This window comes from Aureimonas sp. SA4125 (assembly GCF_019973775.1).
Classification (GTDB): Bacteria; Pseudomonadota; Alphaproteobacteria; order Rhizobiales; family Rhizobiaceae; genus Plantimonas.
The window spans coordinates 955,715-978,048 of sequence record NZ_AP025032.1 but is presented as its reverse complement, the minus strand read 5'-3'; the positions used below and the strand labels follow the sequence as shown (position 1 = coordinate 978,048).

The 22,334-nt window shown below is 66.5% G+C and carries 18 protein-coding genes; 16 read left to right on the top strand and 2 right to left on the bottom strand.

What is annotated here, in order from left to right; translation table 11 throughout:
• Positions 1 to 197: 197 nt before the first annotated feature.
• Positions 198 to 509, top strand: a complete 312-nt coding sequence (locus Sa4125_RS04495; RefSeq protein WP_224004109.1) for a hypothetical protein — start codon at positions 198 to 200, stop codon at positions 507 to 509.
• Positions 510 to 537: 28 nt separating this feature from the next.
• Positions 538 to 3,519 (top strand): family 16 glycosylhydrolase, encoded by a 2,982-nt coding sequence (locus Sa4125_RS04490; protein WP_224004107.1) that lies wholly within the window; start codon positions 538 to 540, stop codon positions 3,517 to 3,519.
• 235 nt (positions 3,520 to 3,754) lie between these two features.
• Here the strand turns inward: Sa4125_RS04490 and Sa4125_RS04485 are convergent, their stop codons facing one another.
• Complete coding sequence (locus Sa4125_RS04485; RefSeq protein WP_224004105.1) at positions 3,755 to 4,582, bottom strand: metallophosphoesterase; 828 nt, start codon at positions 4,580 to 4,582, stop codon at positions 3,755 to 3,757.
• Between the two features lie 236 nt (positions 4,583 to 4,818).
• Here Sa4125_RS04485 and Sa4125_RS04480 point away from each other — a divergent pair, with 236 nt between their 5' ends.
• The 14 genes from Sa4125_RS04480 (at position 4,819) to Sa4125_RS04415 (ending at position 21,168) form a co-directional block, all read left to right on the top strand.
• On the top strand, positions 4,819 to 5,532 hold the full coding sequence (locus Sa4125_RS04480) for an FCD domain-containing protein (RefSeq protein WP_224004103.1): 714 nt from the start codon (positions 4,819 to 4,821) through the stop codon (positions 5,530 to 5,532).
• A 63-nt stretch (positions 5,533 to 5,595) separates the two neighbouring features.
• Entirely contained in the window at positions 5,596 to 6,561 is a 966-nt protein-coding gene (locus tag Sa4125_RS04475; protein WP_224004102.1) for a tripartite tricarboxylate transporter substrate binding protein, read from the top strand.
• A gap of 34 nt (positions 6,562 to 6,595) precedes the next feature.
• The gene (locus Sa4125_RS04470; protein WP_224004101.1) at positions 6,596 to 7,078 is read left to right on the top strand and encodes a tripartite tricarboxylate transporter TctB family protein; all 483 of its coding nucleotides are present in this window, start codon (positions 6,596 to 6,598) and stop codon (positions 7,076 to 7,078) included.
• Positions 7,079 to 7,196: 118 nt separating this feature from the next.
• Complete coding sequence (locus tag Sa4125_RS04465; RefSeq protein WP_224004099.1) at positions 7,197 to 8,705, top strand: tripartite tricarboxylate transporter permease; 1,509 nt, start codon at positions 7,197 to 7,199, stop codon at positions 8,703 to 8,705.
• 3 nt (positions 8,706 to 8,708) lie between these two features.
• Complete coding sequence (locus tag Sa4125_RS04460; RefSeq protein ID WP_224004097.1) at positions 8,709 to 10,121, top strand: MmgE/PrpD family protein; 1,413 nt, start codon at positions 8,709 to 8,711, stop codon at positions 10,119 to 10,121.
• A complete protein-coding gene (locus Sa4125_RS04455) occupies positions 10,118 to 10,864 on the top strand; it encodes an SDR family oxidoreductase (RefSeq protein ID WP_224004095.1) in 747 nt (248 codons plus the stop codon). Before Sa4125_RS04460 ends, Sa4125_RS04455 begins: the two co-directional genes overlap by 4 nt.
• 4 nt (positions 10,865 to 10,868) lie before the next feature.
• Positions 10,869 to 11,966: an AbrB family transcriptional regulator gene (locus tag Sa4125_RS04450; protein ID WP_224004094.1), complete on the top strand. Its 1,098-nt coding sequence runs from the start codon at positions 10,869 to 10,871 to the stop codon at positions 11,964 to 11,966.
• Positions 11,967 to 12,080: 114 nt separating this feature from the next.
• On the top strand, positions 12,081 to 13,145 hold the full coding sequence (locus Sa4125_RS04445) for an ABC transporter ATP-binding protein (RefSeq protein ID WP_224004092.1): 1,065 nt from the start codon (positions 12,081 to 12,083) through the stop codon (positions 13,143 to 13,145).
• Between the two features lie 15 nt (positions 13,146 to 13,160).
• Entirely contained in the window at positions 13,161 to 14,207 is a 1,047-nt protein-coding gene (locus Sa4125_RS04440; RefSeq protein ID WP_224004090.1) for an extracellular solute-binding protein, read from the top strand.
• 21 nt (positions 14,208 to 14,228) lie between these two features.
• The gene (locus Sa4125_RS04435; protein WP_224004088.1) at positions 14,229 to 15,947 is read left to right on the top strand and encodes an iron ABC transporter permease; all 1,719 of its coding nucleotides are present in this window, start codon (positions 14,229 to 14,231) and stop codon (positions 15,945 to 15,947) included.
• Between the two features lie 127 nt (positions 15,948 to 16,074).
• On the top strand, positions 16,075 to 16,836 hold the full coding sequence (locus tag Sa4125_RS04430) for an FCD domain-containing protein (RefSeq protein ID WP_224004086.1): 762 nt from the start codon (positions 16,075 to 16,077) through the stop codon (positions 16,834 to 16,836).
• 298 nt (positions 16,837 to 17,134) lie between these two features.
• The gene (locus tag Sa4125_RS04425; protein ID WP_224004084.1) at positions 17,135 to 18,550 is read left to right on the top strand and encodes an MmgE/PrpD family protein; all 1,416 of its coding nucleotides are present in this window, start codon (positions 17,135 to 17,137) and stop codon (positions 18,548 to 18,550) included.
• A gap of 165 nt (positions 18,551 to 18,715) precedes the next feature.
• Entirely contained in the window at positions 18,716 to 20,065 is a 1,350-nt protein-coding gene (locus Sa4125_RS04420; RefSeq protein WP_224004083.1) for an MmgE/PrpD family protein, read from the top strand.
• A gap of 20 nt (positions 20,066 to 20,085) precedes the next feature.
• Positions 20,086 to 21,168, top strand: coding sequence for an isocitrate/isopropylmalate family dehydrogenase (locus Sa4125_RS04415; RefSeq protein WP_224004081.1), 1,083 nt, complete (start codon positions 20,086 to 20,088; stop codon positions 21,166 to 21,168).
• Positions 21,169 to 21,289: 121 nt separating this feature from the next.
• Here Sa4125_RS04415 and Sa4125_RS04410 read toward each other — a convergent pair whose 3' ends face one another.
• Entirely contained in the window at positions 21,290 to 22,270 is a 981-nt protein-coding gene (locus Sa4125_RS04410; RefSeq protein ID WP_224004079.1) for a tripartite tricarboxylate transporter substrate-binding protein, read from the bottom strand.
• Positions 22,271 to 22,334: the final 64 nt, after the last annotated feature.

The window sequence follows — 22,334 nt, the reverse complement described above, 5'->3', positions numbered from 1 at the left end:
GCATCGGCGCTGGCCAGGAGGACTTCCCGCCCTCGCCAGGTTTCGACCGACTGGCCGTCTTCGGCCTGACCGTTAATCCCGGACACCACGATCGCGGTAGGCGGCCGATGGACCTCCTTGGTACCCTCGAGCGCCGTTACCGAGACGTCGAAGCGACCTTGGACCGTTTCATGTCCTCCAGGGCTGGAAAAACGCGCATGAATTCGCCCGACCGCCTCGCTCGACAATGGTTCGGCCGCCCGGAGAACCAATCCGTCCACGACGACCCGCCCTCCGAAATCATCCAACAAGTGACCGACCCACTCCTGTCCCGGCGGACTGAAGCGCGCCAGAACGTCGCCTGTCGCCGATCCCTTTCGAAACTGCGTATGCGAGAGTTCAAGTTGCTGGGGACGCTGCAAGCCGAAGGCCAGGCCGTTGGCAGCAAGGCTGAGAAAGCCTCTGCGGCTGACGTCGAAATCCATGTGCACTCCTCAAATTCCCGCGGACGGGACGAAGCCCGAGCGTAGAGACAGATAGCGGGGCGAAACGCCGGCAATGCGGCGCGTGCTCCTTCTCTTTCGGAGGGAAAATCCGCGCCTTCGGTCGCGGGCGGCGATTTCTGCTCCCGCTGCAGCAGAATTCCGGCGGGTGCGTAAACTTGTCTCAAATCCGAGCCAAAAAGTACAAGGGGTCCCGCGCAAAGCTACGGCACATCTGACGCAATGGAGCGCCGTGACCATGACTTCTATTAGTGCGAGCGATCTTCTCAAAGCGGTCCTGCCACTGTCCGGCAGCTACAAGCAGGGCTTCGTGGGGACGACCGCCGCAGAAACCATGACGGGCACGCAAACCAACGATGGCATCAGGGGCAGCGGCGGCGGCGACACCATGATCGGCCTTGGCGGCGATGACACCTATTTCGTCTACTCCAGCAACGACCGCATCGTCGAGCAGGCAGGGGCAGGCATCGACACGGTCCACTCAAGCGCCACCGTCACCAAGCTCGCTGACAACGTCGAGAACCTGGTGATGCTCGTTGGCGATTCCGGCAAGGGCATGGCCGGCATCGGCAACGCGCTGGACAACAATATCAGCGGCCGCGCCGGAACACAGTCGATCGACGGCGGCGCCGGCAATGACATCCTCACGGGCGGTACCGGCCGGGACGTTTTCATGGTCAGCAAAGGCAATGGCAACGATCTGATCACGGATTTCGAGACCGGTTCGAACGGCGATCACGTCCGCCTTAACAACTATGGCTTCACCACGCTGCAGCAGGTGACCGCCAACATGACGCAGGTTGGAAACGATGTCGTTCTGAAGCTCTCCGACACGGAAATTCTCGGCTTCAAGAATACCACGATCGGCGCCTTCGTCGAGGACAATTTTCATCTTCAGGTCGACAAGAGCAATCTGGTCGAGACCTTTTCCGACGAATTCAACTCGTTGAGCCTATATGACAATACAAGCAATACTGGAACTTGGCGCACCGTATTTTCGAACGACGCCGATAGCCGGACCAGCCGGACCCTGGTCAACAACAAAGAACAACAGATCTACATCGACCCCTCGTTCAAGGACCTCGGCATCAATCCGTTTTCCATCGATGACGGCGTCCTGACGATTACCGGCGACAATGCCCCGACAGAGATCCAGGATGATATCTGGAACTATCAATACACGTCCGGGATGCTCTCCTCGAAGTTCACTTTTTCGCAGACCTACGGCTATTTCGAGATGAGCGCCCAGATTCCTGCCGTGCAGGGCGCCTGGCCGGCATTCTGGCTTCTGCCGACCGACGGCTCGTGGCCGCCGGAGCTCGACGTCATGGAAGTGCTGGGCAACAATACCAGCATGGTCTACACGACGGTCCACTCCGCGGAGACGGGGACGCAGACCTCGGCGGGCGCCCGGTCCTATGTCGGCGACCTCTCCCTCGGCTTTCATACCTACGCCGTCGACTGGCAAGCCGACTACATCACCTGGTACATCGACGGCCAGCAAGTCGGGAAGGCCGCTACGCCCGATGACATGCACAAGCCGATGTACATCGTCGCCAATCTCGCCCTCGGCGGCAGCTGGGGTGGATCGGTGGCGCCGGGTGAAGATTTTCAGGCGCAGATGCAGATCGACTACATCAAGGCCTACCAGTATGCGGTGAGCCCGTCACAGGGGGCGGCCGTCGAGTCGGCCCCGAGAGTGCTGCAGGGTACCCGCGGCAACGATACCCACGTCGTCAGCACCAGCGGCGATCAGATCGTCGAGACGGTCAATGGCGGCGTCGATACCGTCAAGTCGACTGCAAGCTACGTCCTCGGCGAAAATCTCGAAAATCTCACGATGGACGGCCTCCTGGCCATTAACGGCACCGGCAACGCTCTTGCCAACAAGTTGGTCGGCAATGGAGCATCCAATACCCTGCTCGGCCTCGGCGGCAACGATACCCTGGACGGGGGTGCCGGGGCCGACCGGATGGAAGGCGGGCTCGGCGACGACAATTACTACGTCGACAATGCCGGTGACGTGGTGTCGGAGGGCGTGAAAGCAGGATACGATGTTGTGCGTTCCACCGTATCCTACGCGCTTTCCGCCAATGTCGAAGTCCTCAACCTGGACGGCACGGCCGTCTCCGGGACGGGCAACGAACTCGACAACCGCATCTCTGGCAACGACGGCGCCAATATCCTCATCGGTCTCGGTGGTAACGACACGCTGATTGGCGGCAAGGGAGCCGACCGGATGGAGGGTGGGGTCGGCAACGATACCTACTACGTCGACGTCGCCGGCGACCGGGTGATCGAAACCGCGGGCAATGGCATCGACTCCGTTCGTGCCAGCCTTTCCTACACCCTGACCGCCCATGTCGAGAACCTGGGCTTGGAAGAAGGAGGAGCCTGGAACGCCACAGGCAACAATGCCGACAACAGGATTATCGGCAATTCCAGCAGCAACGTCCTGCTTGGCTTGGGGGGCAACGACACGCTGATCGGCGGCGGCGGCGGCGATCGGATGGAAGGTGGCACCGGCAACGACACCTATGTGGTGAGCGGTCTCGGCGATCTGGTGATCGAGCGGGCCGGTGAGGGCATCGACTCCGTCAAAGCAAGCTCGTCCTATACCCTCGGCGCGAATGTGGAGAACCTGTCGCTCGAGGAAGGCGGCGCCTGGAATGCCACCGGCAATGCTCTGGACAACAGGATCATCGGCAACTCCTCGGCAAACGTGCTGATGGGCCTCGATGGCAACGACAATCTCTTCGGGTTTGCCGGAAACGACACCCTCAACGGGGGCCGCGGCAACGATTTCCTGACCGGCGGAACGGGCAGCGACGTGTTCGTCGCGGGGCCCGGCATGGGCTTCGACCGCATCATGGATTTCGAGGTCGGCGTCGATCACATCCTCCTCGACAATGCAGGCAGCTTTGTCGCGCGCCAGGCCGCCAATGGCGATGCGATCCTGGATTTCGGCAACAACAACGTTCTGACCATCACCCACACCTCGCTCCAGGATGTCTACGCTGGCCTCATGTCAGCGTGAGAGCGGGATCCCGGAAAGCGCGGCGCTTTTGCGGAGGCGATGGACGGAGGCGATGGAACGCAGTTATCGGGCTGGATGACAGCTATTTGTCGCAACGGCCGCTGCGATCCACCCGCACCGCCGTTGCGACGCCCCTGCGGGGCCTCGCCCACCGAGAACAGGCCGACGGGGCGTCCCTTTCAAGTCGGCGAGCGTCGTCCTTTCATCCGCACGGCGGGATTCCGGATGCCGACTGTCAATACGACCGGAGGAAGTTCACCTGACCGTCGGCCAGGCGGGAGGCTGTCAATCCTCCGCCGAGATAAGCCCCCGTGTCGACTCCAATGCGCAATGGCGAGAGAAAGGGCTCGGCGGTGATCGAATGGCCGTGCACCACCGTCTTGTCGAATCCGATGGCCGTGGAGTCGAGAAAGTCCGACCGGATCCACATCAAGTCGTGATCGACCTGATCGCTCAACGCCACTCCCGGCCGGGCCCCGGCATGGGCAAACAAGAAACTCGGCGTGGCCAGCGACGAGGCTAGACTTTCAAGGAAAGATATATGGCGAGCCGGGATGCTGCGCCGCATCTCATCGAGGATCCGGACGTTGTCGAGGCCGATCTCCTCGCGCATATAGCGCACGTCGAGACCATAGGAGAGGAGGGTTGCCTCCCCGCCGAAATCCAGCCAGCGGTCGAGACTGCTTCGCCCGCGGACGGTGTCCAGCATGACTTCTTCATGATTGCCGCTGAGACAGACGCGAAAGAAGCCGGGTGGCGGTTCGGCAAGCAGGTGCTCGATGACTGCTGCGCTGTTGGGTCCGCGATCAACGTAGTCGCCGAGCATGATGATCAGCTTCACCCCCGCCCGGTCGCGTGCGTCCTCGATCAGCACTTCTTCCAGAGCTCGCAAATGATCAATGCAGCCGTGAACGTCGCCGACGGCATAGGTCACGCTGGGGTCAACGGGGAGTTGCAGCCGTCGACGGGGCGGATGGGCCGCCCCCTTGGTCGCTTGGCCCGTGCCGCTTGTCCAGCGGCTGGCGAAAGATTGCACCAGCCTTGCGAGCACCTGCAGTCCCAAGTGTATCCTCGTTTGGCGTGAAGGCCTGGCGGTGATGTACGGCGTGTCACACCCGCTGGCAAGCGCCCCCCCCCCCCCCCCCGAGCTGGGGTCCATCCTCGAACGATCTCGGCCAGGGTCTTGCCGCAACCGCGGTGCGCCCGGCCGCTGATGCTCCTCCACCATCGAGGAAACCTTCGTCGTTTCGACGTTGCGTATTGTTGACAATGTTTTGTCGACAGCTTAATCCTTGACCCATGATGACCGCAGCCGCCAAGCTTGTCCTCCTGCAGAAACACTCGCTGACCAGCGTGCTGGAGCGGGAGATCGAGGCCATGATCCTGCGAGGCGCCATGCCCGTCGGGGAGCGGATCAACGAGTTGCAGCTGGCCGAGACGTTCGGCACCAGCCGGAGCCCGGTGCGCGAGGCGCTTCGGGCGCTGGAGGCGGCGGGCCTCGTCGAGGCCGTGCCCAACCGCGGCATCTTCATCCGCCGCGTCGACAAGGCCTTTGCCCTCGAGGTCTATGGTGTGCGCGCCGCGCTGTTCGGCTATGCGGGCCAGCTTCTGGCAACCGACGGCAGTGCCGATGACCATGCCGAGCTGCTGTCCCGCCATGCCGCCATGGGCGAGGCCGCCGCCGCCCATCGCTTCGAGGCCTATCTGCCGCTGAATTTCGATTTTCACGATTTCATCGTCGCCGCCAGCGGCAACACGGTCCTCGCCGCCCAGTACCGCGCGCTGGTGAAGCAGTTGCGGCTGTTTCGCGCCCGCAACCTGATGTCCGGCGATACCCTGGCCGTCTCCCATCGCGAGCACCAGACGATCGTCGATGCGGTCGTGGCCCGCGATGGGCCGGGCGCCTACCGTGCCTGCTTCGACCATGTCGAGATGGGCCGGCAGCGCGTGATCGCGCAGTCCACCGACGAGAGTTCGGCCGCTGCTTCGGTCGAGGAGACCAAGTCCGCCTGAGTTCAACCGGCTCGCGATCCGCTCGTCAGAAGCGGGGGGCCATCATTTCCATGGGAGAGAAACATGTCGTTCGTCACACGTCTTGCCGGCCTTCTCGCCGGCGCCGCCGCCGCCACCTTCCTGATCCACCCGGCATCGGCCGAGCCCCTGCCCTATCCGACCGACGTCGTGACCCTCGTCACGCACTCCAGCCCCGGCGGCGGCAGCGACGTCTTTCTGCGCGACATGGCGCGCTACCTGCGCGACATCATCGATGCCGATTTCGTCGTCGAGAACGTTTCCGGCGGAAGCGGCGCCAACGCCATGGCCCACATGGCCCAGGCAGCGACAGACGGCAGCGTCCTCTACGCCACCACGCCGACCTATATCTTCACGTCGCTGATGAGCCAGTTGTCGGCCGACTACGAAAATCTCGAGCCTGTGGTCAACGTCTTCTACGATCCCGCGGTGATCTACACGCGCGCCGACGCCCCGTTCAAGACGCTCACCGACGTCATCGCCCATGCCAAGGACAACCGCAGCGCCTGGGGTGCCGCCAATCCCGGCTCGCTCGAGCGCATTTCGCTGGAAGACCTGAAGAAGAAAGCCGGCGTTGATGCGGCCATCGTCACCAGCGAGGGCGGCGGCGAGACGATGATCAACGTCCTCAACGGCACGCTCGACATCGCCATCGGCGAGGTCCAGGAACTGCGCTCGCAGCTCGAGGCCAAGCAGATCCGCATCCTCGCCGTCGCCACCGACGAGCGGCTGCCGATCCTTGCCGACGTTCCGACCGTCAAGGAGGCCGGCATCGACCTCGTCGTGCGCAAGTTCCGCGGCCTCGCCGGCCCCAAGGGCATCTCGCCCGAGGCCATCGCGGTCTGGGAGAAGGCGATCCCGATCCTTCTGGAAAACCCCGAATACAAGGCGGCCTATGGCGCCTCGAATCTCATCGGCACCTTCATCCCGCACGCCGAATACGCGCCCTTCATGGCGACGTTTGCGACCGAGCAGAAGACGTTTCTGACGGAAGCGGGCGTCATCCAGTAGCCGAAACGCGGTCGAGACAGCAGGAAACGTCCCCATGACCAAGGACCTTGGGCTCGGCATCGTCGCCCTCGCCTTCTCGGTGATCTACCTCATCGAGGCGTCGCGGATCCGCACCAGCGCGCTCGGCGACAGCGTCGGTGCCGGCGGCGTGCCGATGATCCTCGGCGGGGTCATGGCGGCGACGGCCACCGTGATCATCCTGCACCAGCTCTGGCTGAAGCGGACGGGCACGTTCCTGCCCGCCAAGGTCTCGGAGGCCTTCGAGACCCCCGGTCGCACCTTCGCCGTCGCGGCCGGCGTGGTCGCGATGGCAGCGGTCTACATCGCGGCGCTGCACTGGCTCGGCTACATCCCGTCGACGGCCCTCTTCCTCGCCGGCATGCTGGCCTATCAGGGGGTAGGCCCGTCGCGCCGCCTTTTGATGGTGCCGGTGCTGGGCGCGGTCGTGCTGTTTCTCCTCTTCGACACCCTGCTCGGCCTCAACCTGCCCACCGGCATCCTCGGCCGGCTGTTCTAAGGCCCGGGGGACACGGCTTCGGCGCCCCCGCCGGTATTCCTTCAGACGGGACGCACCCGCGACCGCCCGGCCCGCCGCGGCGGCCGGGCGCTTTCCCGCCACCCCGGAGTCTGTCCCCATGGACGCGATCCTGCAAAGCCTGGACCTCCTGACGACGACGCTCGTCGTTCCGATGGCGATCATCGGCATGATCTTCGGCATCTTCGGCGGTGCCATGCCGGGGCTCTCGCCCTCGATCACCATGGCGCTGCTGCTGCCCTTCACCTACACGATGGACCCGATCCCGGCGATCGTGCTCCTGGCGGCGACCTATGTCGGGGCGGAATATGGCGGCTCGGTGCCGGCCATCCTGATCCGAACGCCCGGCACCAACGCCGCCGCCGCGACCCTCATCGACGGCTACGAGATGAACAAGCAGGGCAAGGCGGGCGAAGCGCTCGGCATCTCGCTCTACGCCTCCTCGATCGGCAATTTCGCCGGTATCTTCTGCCTCATCCTGTTCACGGCGCCGCTCGCCGAGCTCGCTCTGCAGTTCCGTCCGACCACCTATTTCGCCCTCGGCGTGCTGGGTCTCAGCGTCATCGCCACCGTTTCCGAAGGGCTGCTCACCAAGGGGGTGCTGGCGGCGCTGATCGGGCTGATGATCGCGACCATCGGCACCGATCCGGTCAGCGGCGTCGCCCGCTTCACCTACGGCAATCCCAATCTTCTGTCGGGCGTGCCGATCATCCTGATGATGGTCGGCCTGTTCGCCGTCAGCGAGGTTCTCGAGCAGATGGCGACCCGCAGCGAGAGCGGCAACGCCAAAGGGGCCATTACGCGGCTGAAATGGCCCGCCATGGCGATGCAGAAGAAGCTGTGGCGCTCCAATCTCATCGGCTCGGGCATCGGCGTCTTCTGCGGCATCATGCCGGGCGCCGGCGGCACGGTCGCCTCCTTCATGGCCTATAACGAGGCGCGCCGCTTCTCCAGGACGCCAGGCGAGTTCGGCAAGGGTTCGCCCGAAGGCGTCGCCGCCCCGGAGGCGGCCAACAATGCCGATGCCGGCGTCGGCCTCATTCCGCTCCTGTCCTTCGGCATCCCGGCCTCGAACTCGACCGCCATCCTCCTCGGCGGCTTCCTGATCCACGGCCTCGTTCCCGGCCCGGTCCTGTTCGACCGCGATCCGACCATCCTCTACGGCCTGTTCACCGGCCTCGTCGTGGCTTCCTTTGCCCTCATTCCCGCCGCCTTCCTGACCCTTGGCGGCTGCGTCTGGCTGGTGAACCAGCCGAAATACTACCTGCGCGCCTTCATCCTCGCGCTCGTCCTCGCCGGCGCCTATTCGGTGAACGGCAGCATCTTCGACCTCGGCATCGTCATGGCGGCAGGCGTCCTTGGCCTCGGCATGCGCTATTTCGGCCTGCCCATGCTGCCCGTCGTGCTCGGCCTCGTGCTCGGCTTCATGATCGAGTCGAACTACCGCCGCTCGCTCGTCATCGCCGGCGGCGACCACAGGATCTTCCTCGAGGATCCGATCGCCGTCGTCTTCCTCGTCCTCTCCTTCCTCTTCCTCGCGATTTCCCTCGTCCAGGAGTTCCACTCCCGGCGTGGCTCGGCGGGGACTCCCATCGACAAGGTATCCTGACCCATGGCTGCAGCCCCCCGACACGACGATGCCCCCGAGCCGACTTTGTCGGAGCAGCTGGCCGCCTGGGGCGCCGGGCTGACGCCCGCCAGCATTCCCGCGGCGATGGCGGCCAAGGCCGAGGCGATCCTCACCGACGTCGTCGGCCTGTGCCTCGCCGCCCGGCACACCGACTACGTCGCGAGCATCATCACTGCCGCCGAGCCGGGTCGCCACGTCGCCATCGGCCACGCCAGGCGCTACTCGGCGGCGGACGCGGCGCTGATCAACGGCACCGCGGCGCATGGCGAGGATTTCGACGACACGTTCGAGGGCGGCCCGGTGCATTCGGGCGCCGTCGTCGTGCCCGCGGTGCTGGCCGCGGCCGAGCGCGAGAACCTCTCGGGCGTGCAGACCATGCTCGGCATCGCCGCCGGGATCGAGCTGCTCTGCCGGCTCGGCCTCGTCACGCCCAAGGCGATCCACAAGGCCGGCTTCCATCCGACCGCCGTCCTCGGCGCCCTCGCCTCGGCCTTCGCCGTCGGCGTGGCGACCGGCGCCGACGCCAAGGCGCTGAAGAACGCGCTCGGCATCGCCGGCTCGACCGCATCCGGCATCATCGAATATCTGGGCGACGGCTCCTCGACCAAGCGCATGCATGCCGGCTGGGCTGCGCAGTCCGGCATGCGCGCGGCCCTGATGGGGCGCGCCGGCTTCGTCGGGCCGCGCGCCGTGCTGGAGGGTGAGCACGGCTTCTTCCGCGCCTTCGCGCCCTCCCTGGCGCCGCGCTTCGACCTCCTCTTCGGCGGCCTCGGCGACCGCTGGATCGCCGAGACCATCACCTTCAAGCCCTATCCCTGCGGCACCATGGTGCAGCCCTATATCGACTGCGCCAAGCGGCTACGGGACGAGGGCGTGCCGCTGTCGAAAATCCAGTCGATCACCTGCTTCACCTCGGACGGCTATGTCCACCGGCTGTGGGAGCCGCTGGCGATGAAGCAGACGCCGCCCACCGCCTATGCCGCCAAGTTCAGCATTCCCTTCGGCGTGGCGCTCGGCCTTGCGCGCGGCACGGCCGGGCTCTCCGACTTTTCGGACGCCGCGATCACGGACCCCGCGCTGCTCGCGCTGAGCCAGCGCGTCAGCTATGTCGTCGATCCCGCCGATCCCTATCCCGCCCGTTTCACCGGCCATGTCCGGATCACGCTCGTCGACGGCAGCGTGCACGAGGCGCGCCAGGACCACATGCGCGGCGGCGTCGACGCGCCGCTCGGCCGCGACGAGCTCGATGCCAAGTTTCTCGCCAATGCCCGCTACGGCGGCGTCGCCGATCCCGAGGCCATGCTGGCCCGTTGCGGCCAGCTGTTCGCCGCCCCCGAGGCGACATCCGCCATCGCCGGGCTGAGCGCCTCCCCCGACCTGGAGACCCAGACATGACCACCAGCGAACTTGGCGGCCGCGTCGCCCTCGTCACCGGCGCGTCGCGCAATATCGGCCGGGCGATCGCCGTGGCGCTCGGCACCGACGGCGCGTCCGTCCTCGTCCACGCGCACCGCGACGCGGTTGGCGCCGCGGAGACGGCGCGGCTCGTGGAGGCGGCCGGCGGCCGCGCCGCGGTGGCGCTCGGCGACCTTGCCGATCCCGAAGTGCCCGCCAAGATCGTCGAGGCCGCGCTCGCCGCCTTCGGCCGGCTCGACATCCTCGTCGCCAATGCCGCGATCCGGCCCGAGGCGACGATCGAGGACCTCTCCTACGCCGACTGGCGCGCCGTCATGGCGCTCTGCCTCGACAGCGTCTTCCTGCTGACCAAGGCGGCGCTCCCCTCGTTGAAGGCCAGCGACCAGGCGGCGATCATCTCGATCGGCGGCCTGACCGGCCACAGCGGCGCGGCCGGGCGCGTCCACGTCATCACCGCCAAGGCGGCGCTCGCCGGGCTCACCAAGGCGCTCGCCCACGATCTGGGTCCCGCCGCGATCACGGTCAACTGCGTCGCCCCCGGCCTGATCGAAACCAAGCGCGACGGCGAGGAGCCCAGGCACCACGCGACCCGAACCAATGTTCTCGGCCGGCGCGGCACACCCCAAGAGGTCGCCGCCGCAGTGCGCCTCCTGGCCGGCCCGTCGATGCGCTACGTCACCGGACAGACGTTGCACGTCAACGGCGGCGCGCTGATGGTCTGACGGCTTGGCGGGATCGCTTCCACCCGGCCCGCCGGAGCGCCGCCACACCCGGCGACGGGGTGTGCTGCGGGCCGCCGGCCTCTGGAGCCTGACCCTCGGCGCTGCCCTCGCCGGGGCTCTCCTGTTCCGGGCCCTGCACCTGCCGCTGGCCGCGATCCTCGGCTCGCTCTGCGGCGCGGCCATCGTCGCCAACGTCGTCGGCACGGTCCCCGGCGGCCGTACCCTCAGGCGCGGCGGCCAGCTCTTCGTCGGCGCGTCGGTCGGGGCGGTGCTGTCTCCCGACATTCTGAGCGCCCTCGGAGCACTCATGCCGGTGATGCTGGCCGTCGCCGTCCTGTCGAACCTTGCCGGTCTCCTCCTCGCCTTTCCCCTCGCCAAGATCGCCGGCATCGACCGGCTGACGGCCGTGCTCTGCTCGCTCCCGGCCGGCATGGCGGAAATGGCGACGCTGGCGCAGGAGCTGGAGGCCGACGAGCAGGCTGTCGCCCTGGTCCATACGCTGAGGGTGGTCCTCGTGCTGGTACTGATCCCGCTCTGGCTCGGGCTGGTCGCCGGCACCGGCCAGGCGCCGCAACCGCTGTTCGGCATGGCCGGCCTCGGCGAGATCCTGGTGCTCGCCACGGTCGCCGCCGCGCTGGCCGCCGCAGCGACGCGGCTGAGGATCGTCAACGCCTACATCATCGCGCCCATGCTCCTCTGCGTCGCCGTCGTCGGCGCCGGGCACCCGCTGCCGCCGGTTCCGCCGCTCGTCCTGTTTGCCGCCCAGCTCGCCATCGGCACCTCGCTCGGCCTGCGCTTCCGGCTCGACCGGCTGCGGCGCATGCCGCGGCTGGCGCTCGGCGGCTGTCTCAGCGGCATCGTCCTCATCGGCACCGCCTTCGTCGGCTTCACGGCCGTCGTCGAGCGCTTCGGCGACCTCGACCATGTCTCGGCGATCCTCGCGGTCGCGCCCGGCGGGCTCGGCGAGATGATCGCCTCGGCGGCGACGCTCGGCCTCCTGGCCGCAGCGGTCGCGGGGTTTCAGCTGACCCGGTCGATCCTGACCAATCTCTGCCTGCCGCCAATCATCCGCTGGGCGGTCCGGGGCCGTCCTTCCGCATGACCTTTCGCCAAACGGTAATCTGTTGACAGTCTTCAATTTCGTTCATAGGGTCCAGGAGATGCGGAACAGCGGCGAAATAAAGAGACCGCGCGCGGAGCATTGTTGGGAGACGGCATGGCGTTCCTCGAACTGGACGGCCTGACCAAGAGCTACGGCGCTCTGACCGTGGTCAAAGGCGTGAATCTGACGGTCGAGAAGGGAAAGCTGGTCTGTCTGCTTGGCCCTTCCGGTTGCGGCAAGACGACGACGCTGCGCCTGATCGCTGGCTTCGTCGCGGCCAATGGCGGTGAGATCCGGGTCGGCGGCGTGACGGTCTCCTCGGCCTCGGCAACCGTGCCGCCCGAGGGCCGCAACATGTCGATGATCTTCCAGAGCTACGCGCTCTGGCCTCACATGACGGTGTTCGAGAACGTCGCCTATGGCCTCAAGCTGCGGCGCCTTGCGCAGGCAGACATTGCCGCAAGGGTGCGCGAGATCCTGGCCGCGACGCAGCTCTCGGCGCTGGAGGCGCGCTATCCCGGCGAACTCTCCGGCGGCCAGCAGCAGCGCGTCTCGCTGGCGCGGGCCCTCGTGATCAAGCCGGAAATCCTCCTTCTCGACGAGCCGCTCTCCAACCTCGACGCCAATCTTCGCGAGGAGATGCGCTTCGAAATCCGCCGGCTGCACGACGAGTTCCGCTACACCACCGTCTACGTCACCCATGACCAGGTCGAGGCGATGACCACCGCCGACATCATCGTCGTGATGAACGATGGGCGGATCGAGCAGGCCGGATCGCCCGAGGACATCTACGAGCGGCCGGAAACCGAGTTCGTCGCCCGCTTCATCGGCGGCACCAACATTCTGACGGGCACGCGCGGCGACGTCGACACGGTCGTCTGCGAGGGCGGGCTTGTGCTGCGATGCAGCAGCGGCACCGTTCCGGCATCCGGGAGAGCCGCCGTCTCGGTGCGCCATCACGATGTCGCGCTGTCCCCGAACAAGCCCGCCGATACAACCAACTGCGCCATCGGCACGGTCACGCGGCAGATCTATCTCGGCTCGCACCGGGACTATCTCGTCGCCCTCAAGGGTGGAGAAACGGTGCGCACCGTCGCACCGGTCAACGTCGCGATCCCGGTCGGCCAGGATGTCTGGCTGCACTTTCCACCACAACACTGCCGGGCGCTCGCGCAATAAGGGAGGAATGAAAGCATGTGGACGAAAACATTCGGCGCAGCGATTCTGGCGGCAGGCCTGTCGGCCTCCTCGCTCGCCATGGCCGAGGCCCCCGCGCCTTACCAGATCACCCCCGAACTCGAGGCTGCGGCCAAGGCTGAGGGCAAGGTGATCTTCTACACCGCGACGGACGTCACCGTCGCCGAGAAGCTCGCCGAGCTCTTCAAGTCGAAATATCCCGAGATCGCCGTCCAGGTGGAGCGGGCCGGCTCCGAGCGCGTTTTCCAGCGTATCGGCCAGGAATATTCGTCCGGCATCTACGGTGCCGACGTGATCGAGACCTCGGACGCCGTGCACTTCCAGTACTTCAAGCGCGAGGGCTGGCTGGAGCCGATGGTGCCGCAGGAAGTCGCCGACAAGTGGCCGGCGGACGAGAAGGATCCGGACGGCAACTTCGCCGCCTACCGCGCCCATCTCTCGGTCCTCGCCTATCGCTCCGACCTGCTGCCGGAAGCCGACGCGCCGAAGACCTGGACCGACCTTCTCGACCCGAAATACAAGGACAGGATGGTCAAGGCCCATCCCGGCTACAGCGGCACGGTGATGACGTCGACCTTCGTTCTCAGCGAGCTACTCGGCTGGGAGTTCTTCGAGAAGCTCGGCGGCCAGGGCGTCATGCAGGTGCAGTCGTCGACCGAACCCCCGAAGAAGCTCGCCCAGGGCGAACGCTCGTTGCAGGTCGACGGCAACGAATACAACGTCTTCCGCCTCCAGGAAGAGGGCGTGCCGATCAAGATCGTCTATCCCGCCGAAGGCACGCCACTCGCCGTCGGCAATGCCGCGGTGCTGAAGCAGGCGCCGAGCCCCAACGCCGCCAAGCTGTTCTACGCCTTCCTGTTCTCGCAGGAGGCCCAGCAGCTGAACAGCGATTTCGGGGGTCTGCGCTCCTTCCATCCGGACGTCAAAGAGAAGGCAAACCGCACCCCGATCGCCGACATCAAGCTGCTGCATTCCGACCCGGCCAAGCTCGAGCCTGAGATCCAGACCATCAAGACCAACTACGAGCAGTATTTCGGCACGTAAGGCAATCGGGATAAACCTGTCATGACCAGCAACGCTCCCGCCCTCGGTTTACGCCGCGGTATCGATCTCTCCTGGCCGACCTTTGCTCTCTTGAGCCTGGTCTTGGGCGTCCTGGTCATTCTGCCACTGTTCTGGCTCGTCTATTACAGCTTTCGCAACGATGCCGGGGGCGGCTTCACTTTCGACAACTTCGTCGCCCTCGTCGCCGACCCGACCCTTCTCAGGGCCTATGGCCTGGCCATCGGCATGTCTCTCGGGGTGGGCATCCTCGCCTGCGTCGTCGCCACGCCGATGGCCTGGCTGGTCTCGCGCACCGACCTTCCGGGCCGCCGCCTGATCCGCATCATGGTGACGGCCTCCTTCGTCACGCCGCCCTTCCTCGGCGCCATCGCCTACGAGATCATCGCCGCACCCAACAGCGGCATCGTCAACGTCATCTACCGCTCGATCTTCGGGCTGGAGCGCGGCGCCTACCTCGTCAACATCTACACCTTCACGGGCCTCGTCTTCGCCATCGCCTGCTTCACCTTTCCCTACGTCTTCACCCTTGTCGCCAATGCGCTCGACCGCGTGCCCTCCGATCTCGAGGACGCCTCGTCGATCCTCGGCGGCAAGGCGATGACCACCCTGCGCAAGGTGACGATCCCGCTGGTCCTGCCGGCGATGCTGGCGGGAACCCTGATCGCCATCCTGCAGGCGCTGACCATGTTCGGCTCGCCGGCCATCCTCGCGCTGCCGGCCGGATTCCACGTCATCACCACCAAGATCTGGAGCCTCTTCCAGTTTCCGCCGCGGCTGGGCCTTGCCGCCGCCGCCGCCCTGCCGCTGCTGATCATCACCGTGATCCTGCTGCGGACCCAGAAGCAGATCCTCGGCCGCAAGGGCTACACCGTCCTCGGCGGCAAGAGCGGCACGCCGCGCATCGTGGCGCTCGGGCCGTGGAAATGGCCGGCGATCGCCTTCGTCTTCGCCGTGCTGTCGCTGACCTTCATCTTTCCCTATGCCGCGATCATCAAGACGGCCTTCACCACCACGGTCGGCGATTCGCTGACCTTCGAGAACCTGACGCTGCGGCACTGGAACTTCGTCCTGTTCGAGTTTTCCGCGACCCAGCTCGCGCTGCGCAACACGTTCCTGCTCGGTTTCCTGACAGCGACCATCGTCACCGCCATCGCGGTCATCGTCTCCTATCTGGTGACGCGCCGCTCGGTGCCGGGCTCGGGCTTCCTCGGGGTGTTGGCCACCGCTCCGGTGGCGATCCCCGGCATCGTTCTCGGCGTCGGCCTGTTCCTCAGCTATGCCAATCCGACCTTCCAGCTCTACGGCACGCTGTGGATCCTTCTTATCGCCTTCATGACCATCGAGATGCCGGCCGGCTACCAGCAGATGTCCTCGGCCTTTTCGGGCGTCCATCCCGAGCTCGAGGAAGCCGGGCGGATCATGGGCGCGTCGCGGCTGCGCACGCTTTGGGACATCACCGCGCCGCTGCTGCGCACCAGCGTCGTCGCTGCCTGGTGCTTCGTCTTCGTCGGCACGATCCGCGAACTCTCGGCGACGATCCTCCTGACCACCGCCAACACCAAGCTGGTCTCGGTGATCATCTACGACCTTAACGAGAGCGGCGATCTCGGGGCGATCTGCGTCCTCGGCATTATCCTCCTTGCCGCCTCCTTCGCCGTGGTCTTCGTCGCCAACCGGGTGCCGGTGCTGGGTGGCTCGCAGATGAACGCGCGCGGATGACCTCGGCCGGACGGCGTGCATCGCCAATGGCGCCGTTTGTTGGTAGACGTGATTCAGGACGGCGGAGCTCTGGCCCGCCGTCCTGGTGCCGTTTCATTCGTATCGGAATTTCAGCCATGGGCCTTGCATGTCGGACGGCCTGACGCAGCCGCAAAATCTCTCCGCGATCGACTTCCTGCGCACCCGCTCGCTTGCCAATGTCGTGCAGGCCGAGATCGAACGGATGATCATCGACGGCGAACTGACGCCGAACGAGCGTGTCAACGAGAACGGTCTGTCGCAGCGCCTCGGCGTCAGCCGCGGGCCGATCCGCGAGGCCTGCAGCGCGCTGGCGGCGATGGGGCTGATCGAGATCATTCCGAACCGCGGCTTCTTCATCCGGGCGCTGTCCAACGACGAGGCGCAGGATCTGTCGGAGGCCCGCGCCGGCGTGTTCGGCTGCATGGCGATGATGCTGGCCGAAACCGCCACCGATGCCCAGATCGCGATCCTGCGCGCCCTGCTGCAGCGCATGGACGAGATCGTCGCCCTCGGCGACGTGCATGTCTACTATCCCGTCAATCTGGAATTTCATAAGCAGATCACGCTGATGGCCGGCAACAATCGGCTGGCGCTGATCTATCAGAGCTTCGTGCGCGAACTCCACATCCAGCGCTATCGCGCGCTGTCGAGCCGCGACGTCCTAGCGATATCCAACGAGGAACACCGCGCCATCGTCGACGCGCTGGCCGCCCGTGATCCCGCCGCGGCCCTCGTCGCGGCGCGCTCGCATATTCTCAACGGCATCGTGCGGACCCGCAAGGCGGGCCAGCCGGGCGGACCGGCCGAACCCGGCGAGGCTGCCGCGGCCAAGCCGACGCGCAAGCCGCGGGCCGTCAAGCCGGGCTGACGCGACACGGCGCGTCAGCTTCGACAGATTGGCCTTCGACTTGTGGTTGGCCGCACCACGCCGGCAGCCCTTGTCGTCGCCGTATGCCTTGTGGAGCGGCAACCGGCATGCACTCTCGGGCTCTTCCCTCGTGTTCGCCGTCCTGTTCCCGCTTGCTGCAAGGCATCGTCACGGAGCCGGGATCAATGCTGGCGATGCGGAAGGGATATAAGCACAAAACTGTTGACAATTAACAGTTGACGACGCACGGTCGGGCCGAGGCATTGTCCGCATACGGATCCAAACTGACGAGGATTTCATGAACCAGAACAGCGCAGTCGACGTCGAGCTGACGAAATACGTCGCCGAATTCATCGTCGCGGCCAAGGTAGAGGACCTCTCCGCCGAGATGGTCGAGCTCGGCAAGAAGTCGATCCTCGATGGCTTCGGCCTCGCGCTGTCGGGCTCTGTCGCCAAAAGCGGCGAACTGGTGCGCCGCCATCTCGCCGACCTCGATCTCGGGGAAGGCGCCGCGACCGTGATCGGCGGTGGCCGCCGTGTCGCCCCGCGCTTCGCCGCGTTTGCCAACGGCGTCGGCATCCATGCCGACGACTACGACGACACGCAGCTCGCCGTCGCCAAGGACCGGGTCTACGGCCTCTTGACCCATCCGACCGCCCCGGCCCTGCCGGCCGCGCTGGCGATCTCGGAACTCCTGAATGCCTCGGGCCGCGACTTCATGCTCGCCTACCATCTCGGCGTCGAGGTCGAGTGCAAGATCGCCGAGGCGATCGCGCCGCGCCACTACCAGACAGGCTTTCACGCCACCGCCACCTGCGGCACCTTCGCTGCGGCTGCCGCGGCCGCCAAGCTCATGGGCTTCGACGTCGCCACGACCCAGCGCGCTTTGTCGATCGCGGGCAGCCAGTCGGCCGGCCTGCGCGAGAATTTTGGCACCATGACCAAGCCTTTCCATGCCGGCAAGGCGGCCGAAAGCGGCGTCGCTGCGGCGCAGTTCGCGTCCTATGGCTGGACCGCGGCAGCCCGCATCCTCGAGGCGCCGCGCGGCTTCTTCGCTGCCGCCGGCGGCGGCTACGACCAGGGCGCCATCTTCGGCAAGCTCGGCGCGCCCTGGACATTCGCCAGCCCGGGCGTCTCGATCAAGCCGCATCCGTCGGGCTCGCTCACCCATCCCGGCATGACCGAGATGCTGCGCCTGATCAAGGAGAACGGCATCCGCGCCGAGGACGTCCGGCATGTGCGCGTCGGCACCAATTCCAACATGCCCAACGCCCTCATCCATCACCGCCCGAAGGACGAGCTGCAGGCGAAATTCTCGATGGAATTCTGCATGGCCATCCTCCTCCTGGAGGGCCGCGCCGGACTGAACGAGTTCACCGACGCGGCCGTCGAGCGCGAGGACGTCAAGGCGATGATCGAGAAGGTCGACTTCGTCATCGACGACGAGGCGGAGGCCGCCGGCTACCACCTGATGACGACGCTGATCGATATCGAGCTTGCCGACGGCCGCAAGATTTCCGGCCGCGCCGATTTCGGCAAGGGCAGCCCGGCCTTTCCGATGAGCTATGACGAAGTCGCCGGCAAGTTCCGCGAGAATGCCGAATTCGCCGGCATGGCCAGGAGCCGGGCCGACGAGATCGTCGACCTCGTGCGCGGCCTCGAGGGCATGTCGTCGCTCGACGCGCTGACCCAGCGCCTGATCACCGTCGCCTGAGGCCGTGGGGGGCGAGGACCGGTTTCGCCCCCGACCAAAGACATCGCAGACCCCGGAGCAACAAAACTCCAGTTCCAGCACCTCGCGCCAAGGCGACAGGCCTGGCCGGCACACCGCGCTGCCGGCCGAAGCCTCGGCACAGGTGCCCTTCGAGAAAGAGACGACATGCAGGATACCGAGATCACCCAGCGCCTGGCAGCCTGGACGGTCGGCCTCGACGCCGAGGCCATCCCCGCGACGGTTCGCGCCGAAGGCGTGCGCACCTTCGTCAACTGGCTCGGCTGCGCCGTCGGTGGCGCCCGTCACGAGACCGTCGACCGGGCGCTCGCCGCGGCCCTGCCCTTTTCCGGCCCGGCCCGGGCGCAGGTCATCGGCCGCGCCGAGCGCGTCGACGAACTGCACGCCGCCCTCCTGAACGGCATTTCCTCGCATGTCCTCGACTATGACGACACGCATCTGAAGACCATCATCCACCCGGCCGGACCGGTCGCCTCGGCGATCCTGGCGGTGGCCGAGACGCGCGCCGTCTCCGGCCGCGACTTCCTCACGGCCCTCATCGCCGGCATCGAGGTCGAATGCCGAATCGGCAATTCGGTCTATCCCGACCACTACGACCGCGGCTGGCACATTACCGGCACCGCCGGCGTCTTCGGCGCGGCTGCCGCGACGGGGCGCCTGCTCGGCCTGACAGAACTGCAGATGACCTGGGCTTTCGGCATCGCCGCCACCCAGTCCTCGGGCTTCCGGGAAATGTTCGGCACCATGTGCAAGAGCTTCCATCCTGGCCGCGCGGCGCAGAACGGCGCCATGGCGGCCTTCCTCGCCAAGGCCAATTTCGACTCCTCGCTGCGCGCCATCGAGGCGCCGCGCGGCTGGGCCAACGTCTTGTCGACCAAGCAGGACTATGGCGAGATCGTCGACGGCCTCGGCACGCGCTGGGAGGCCGGGCTCAACACCTACAAGCCGTTCGCCTGCGGCATCGTCATCCATCCCGCCATCGATGGCTGCCAGCAGCTGCGACAGAAGCTCGGCACCCGCGTCGCCGACATCGCCGCGGTTGCGCTGCGCACCCACCCCCTGGTGCTGGAACTGACCGGCAAGACGGCGCCGACCACCGGCCTCGAAGGCAAGTTCTCGGTCTTCCATTCCGCCGCGGCGGCCCTCCTCTACGGCGACGGCTCGCCGACCGCCTTCACCGACGAGAGGGTGCGCGACCCCGCCGTCATGGCGCTGCGCGACAAGGTCAAGGCGACGAGCGACACCTCGGTGCACGAGGACGCGGTCCACATCGCTGTCACCCTCACCGACGGCGAGCGCATCGAGCTGCATGTGCCGCATGCGATCGGCAGCCTCGAGCGCCCGCTGTCGAACGAGGCGATCGGCGAGAAGTTCGTCACCCAGTCGGTGCCGGTGATCGGCCAGGCGCCGTCCGAGGCGCTGCTCGCCATGGGCTGGGCGCTGGAATCCAGCGACGACGTCGCAGCCATCGCGCGCGCCGCCGCGGCTCGCTCCTGAACGGTCGGGAAAACGGGTCCATGCAGAACCATCTCACCCTCGGCATCCTCGATGGCGACGACATCGGCCTTGAAATCGTTCCGGCAGCGGTCGCGGTCGTGCGCGCCGCCGCGGCCCGCACCGGTCTCGGCATCAACTGGCGGCCGATGCCGATCGGCGCGACCGCGCTCGCCACCCACGGCTCCACCTTCCCGGAAGGCACGATGGAGGCGCTGGCGAAGATGGACGGCTTCATCCTCGGCCCGATCGGCCACCGCGCCTATCCCAAGGTGCCCGGCGCGATCAATCCGCACCCGCTGATGCGCAAGGGTTTCGGCCTCTTCGCCAATGTCCGGCCGACGCGGTCCTATCCCGGCCTCGGCGCCGTCTACGACAATATCGACCTCGTCATCGTGCGCGAGAACAACGAGGGTTTCCAGCCCGACCGCAATGTCGTCGCCGGATCGGGCGAGTTCCGTCCGACCGAGGACGTCACCATCTCGGTCCGGGTGATCACCCGCGCCGGATCCTCCAAGGTCGCCCGCGCCGCCTTCGAGATCGCCCGCCAGCGCAAGAAGCGGCTGACGGTGGTGCACAAGAACACCGTCTTCAAGCTCGGCTGCGGCATGTTCGTCGAGGAATGCTACCGCGTCGGCAAGGAATTTCCGGACGTCACGATCGACGAGGTGATCGTCGATACCATGGCCATGCGGCTGATCCGCGATCCCTGGAGCTTCGACGTTGTCGTCACCACCAACATGTTCGGCGACATCCTGACGGACGAGGCGGCGGGTCTCGTCGGCGGGCTCGGCATGGCGCCGGGCCTGTGCATCGGCGAGGGTGCGATCGCGATGGCGCAGGCGACGCACGGCTCGGCCCCCGACATCGCCGGCCAGGGCATCGCCAACCCCTTCGCGATGATCGAATCGGCGCGGATGATGGTGGAGTGGCTCGGCCACAACCGACAGATCCCCGAAGCGCTGGCCGCCGCCGCGCTGATGGAACGGGCCATCACCAAGGCCCTTGCCGATCCCGCGACGCGCACGCGCGACATCAAGGGCACGACCGGCACCGAAGGCATGACGCAGGGCATCATTGCGGCCATCGAGGCGGAAGCAGGCTGAAACCAGCCGAGCCAAGCGCGGCGGGGTTGCCGCAGGGAACAACAGGCAAAAACGGCGCCGGTCCTCTCAGAAGACCGGCGCCGTTTCGCAGGGAACGCCGTCCGTGCCGCTCCCGAGCGGATCAGCCGCCGAGGCCGAGCTCTGTCAGGAGCGCGGTGATGCGGGTCTGTTCGGCGGCGAGAAAGGTCGTGAACTCGGCCGAGGGCATGTAGAGGTTCTGCCAGCCGCGGCTGTCGCAGATCTCGTTCCACGCCGCGCTCTTGGCCATCGCGCCGAAGGCCTCGTCCATGCCGGCGATCTCCTCGTCGCCAAGCTTGGCGCTGCCGACGAGACCCCGCCAGTTCACCAGTTCGGTGTCGATGCCCTGCTCGCGGAAGGTCGGAACGTCGATGCCCTTCAGCCGCTCGGGCGAAGAGATGCCGAGCGCCCGCAGCTTGCCGGTGGCGATCATGTCGGCGAACTCGTTGTAGCCGCCGGTGGCCACCGTCACCTGGTTCGAAAGCACCAGCGGCAGCATTTCCGAGCCGGCGCCGACGACGATGTAGTTCATCTCCCTGACGTCGCCGCCGGTCGCCTTGACCACCTGCGCCGAAACGAGATGGTCCGGGCTGCCGAGGCCGAAGCCGGCCCAGGAGACGGCGCCGGGTTCGGCCTTGTAGGCCTTCACCAGATCGTCGAGCGACTTTATCGGCGACTCCGCGGCGACCACGAGCGGCTGGTACTCGCCCTGCAGGCGCGCCACCGGACGGGTCTGCGACAAGGTGGCAGCGGACTTGTTGATGATCACCGCGCCGACCATGCCGAGGCCGGCGGTCAGGAGCGTCGAGGGGCGGCCGCGGCTGATGAGCTGGGCGAGGCCCACCGTGCCGCCGGCGCCGGGCACGTTCATCACTTCGACGTTTCCAACCAGCTTGCCGTCCTGCAGCAGCATCTGCGCGGTTCGGGCCAGCGTGTCATAGCCTCCGCCGGTGCTCGCCGCCGCGATGATCGTCAGCTCTTCGAGCGCGGCAGCCCGGGCGCCGGACGGGCGGAGCATCGGCAGCGTCGCGCCTCCGGCCAGCGCGGCGAGCATCATGGAAAAGGCGCGGCGATCGATGGTCACGGTGTTCCTCCCAGAACGTGAAGCGCGCGTGCAGGACTTCACACAAGAATTCGGTCGTAGGGGA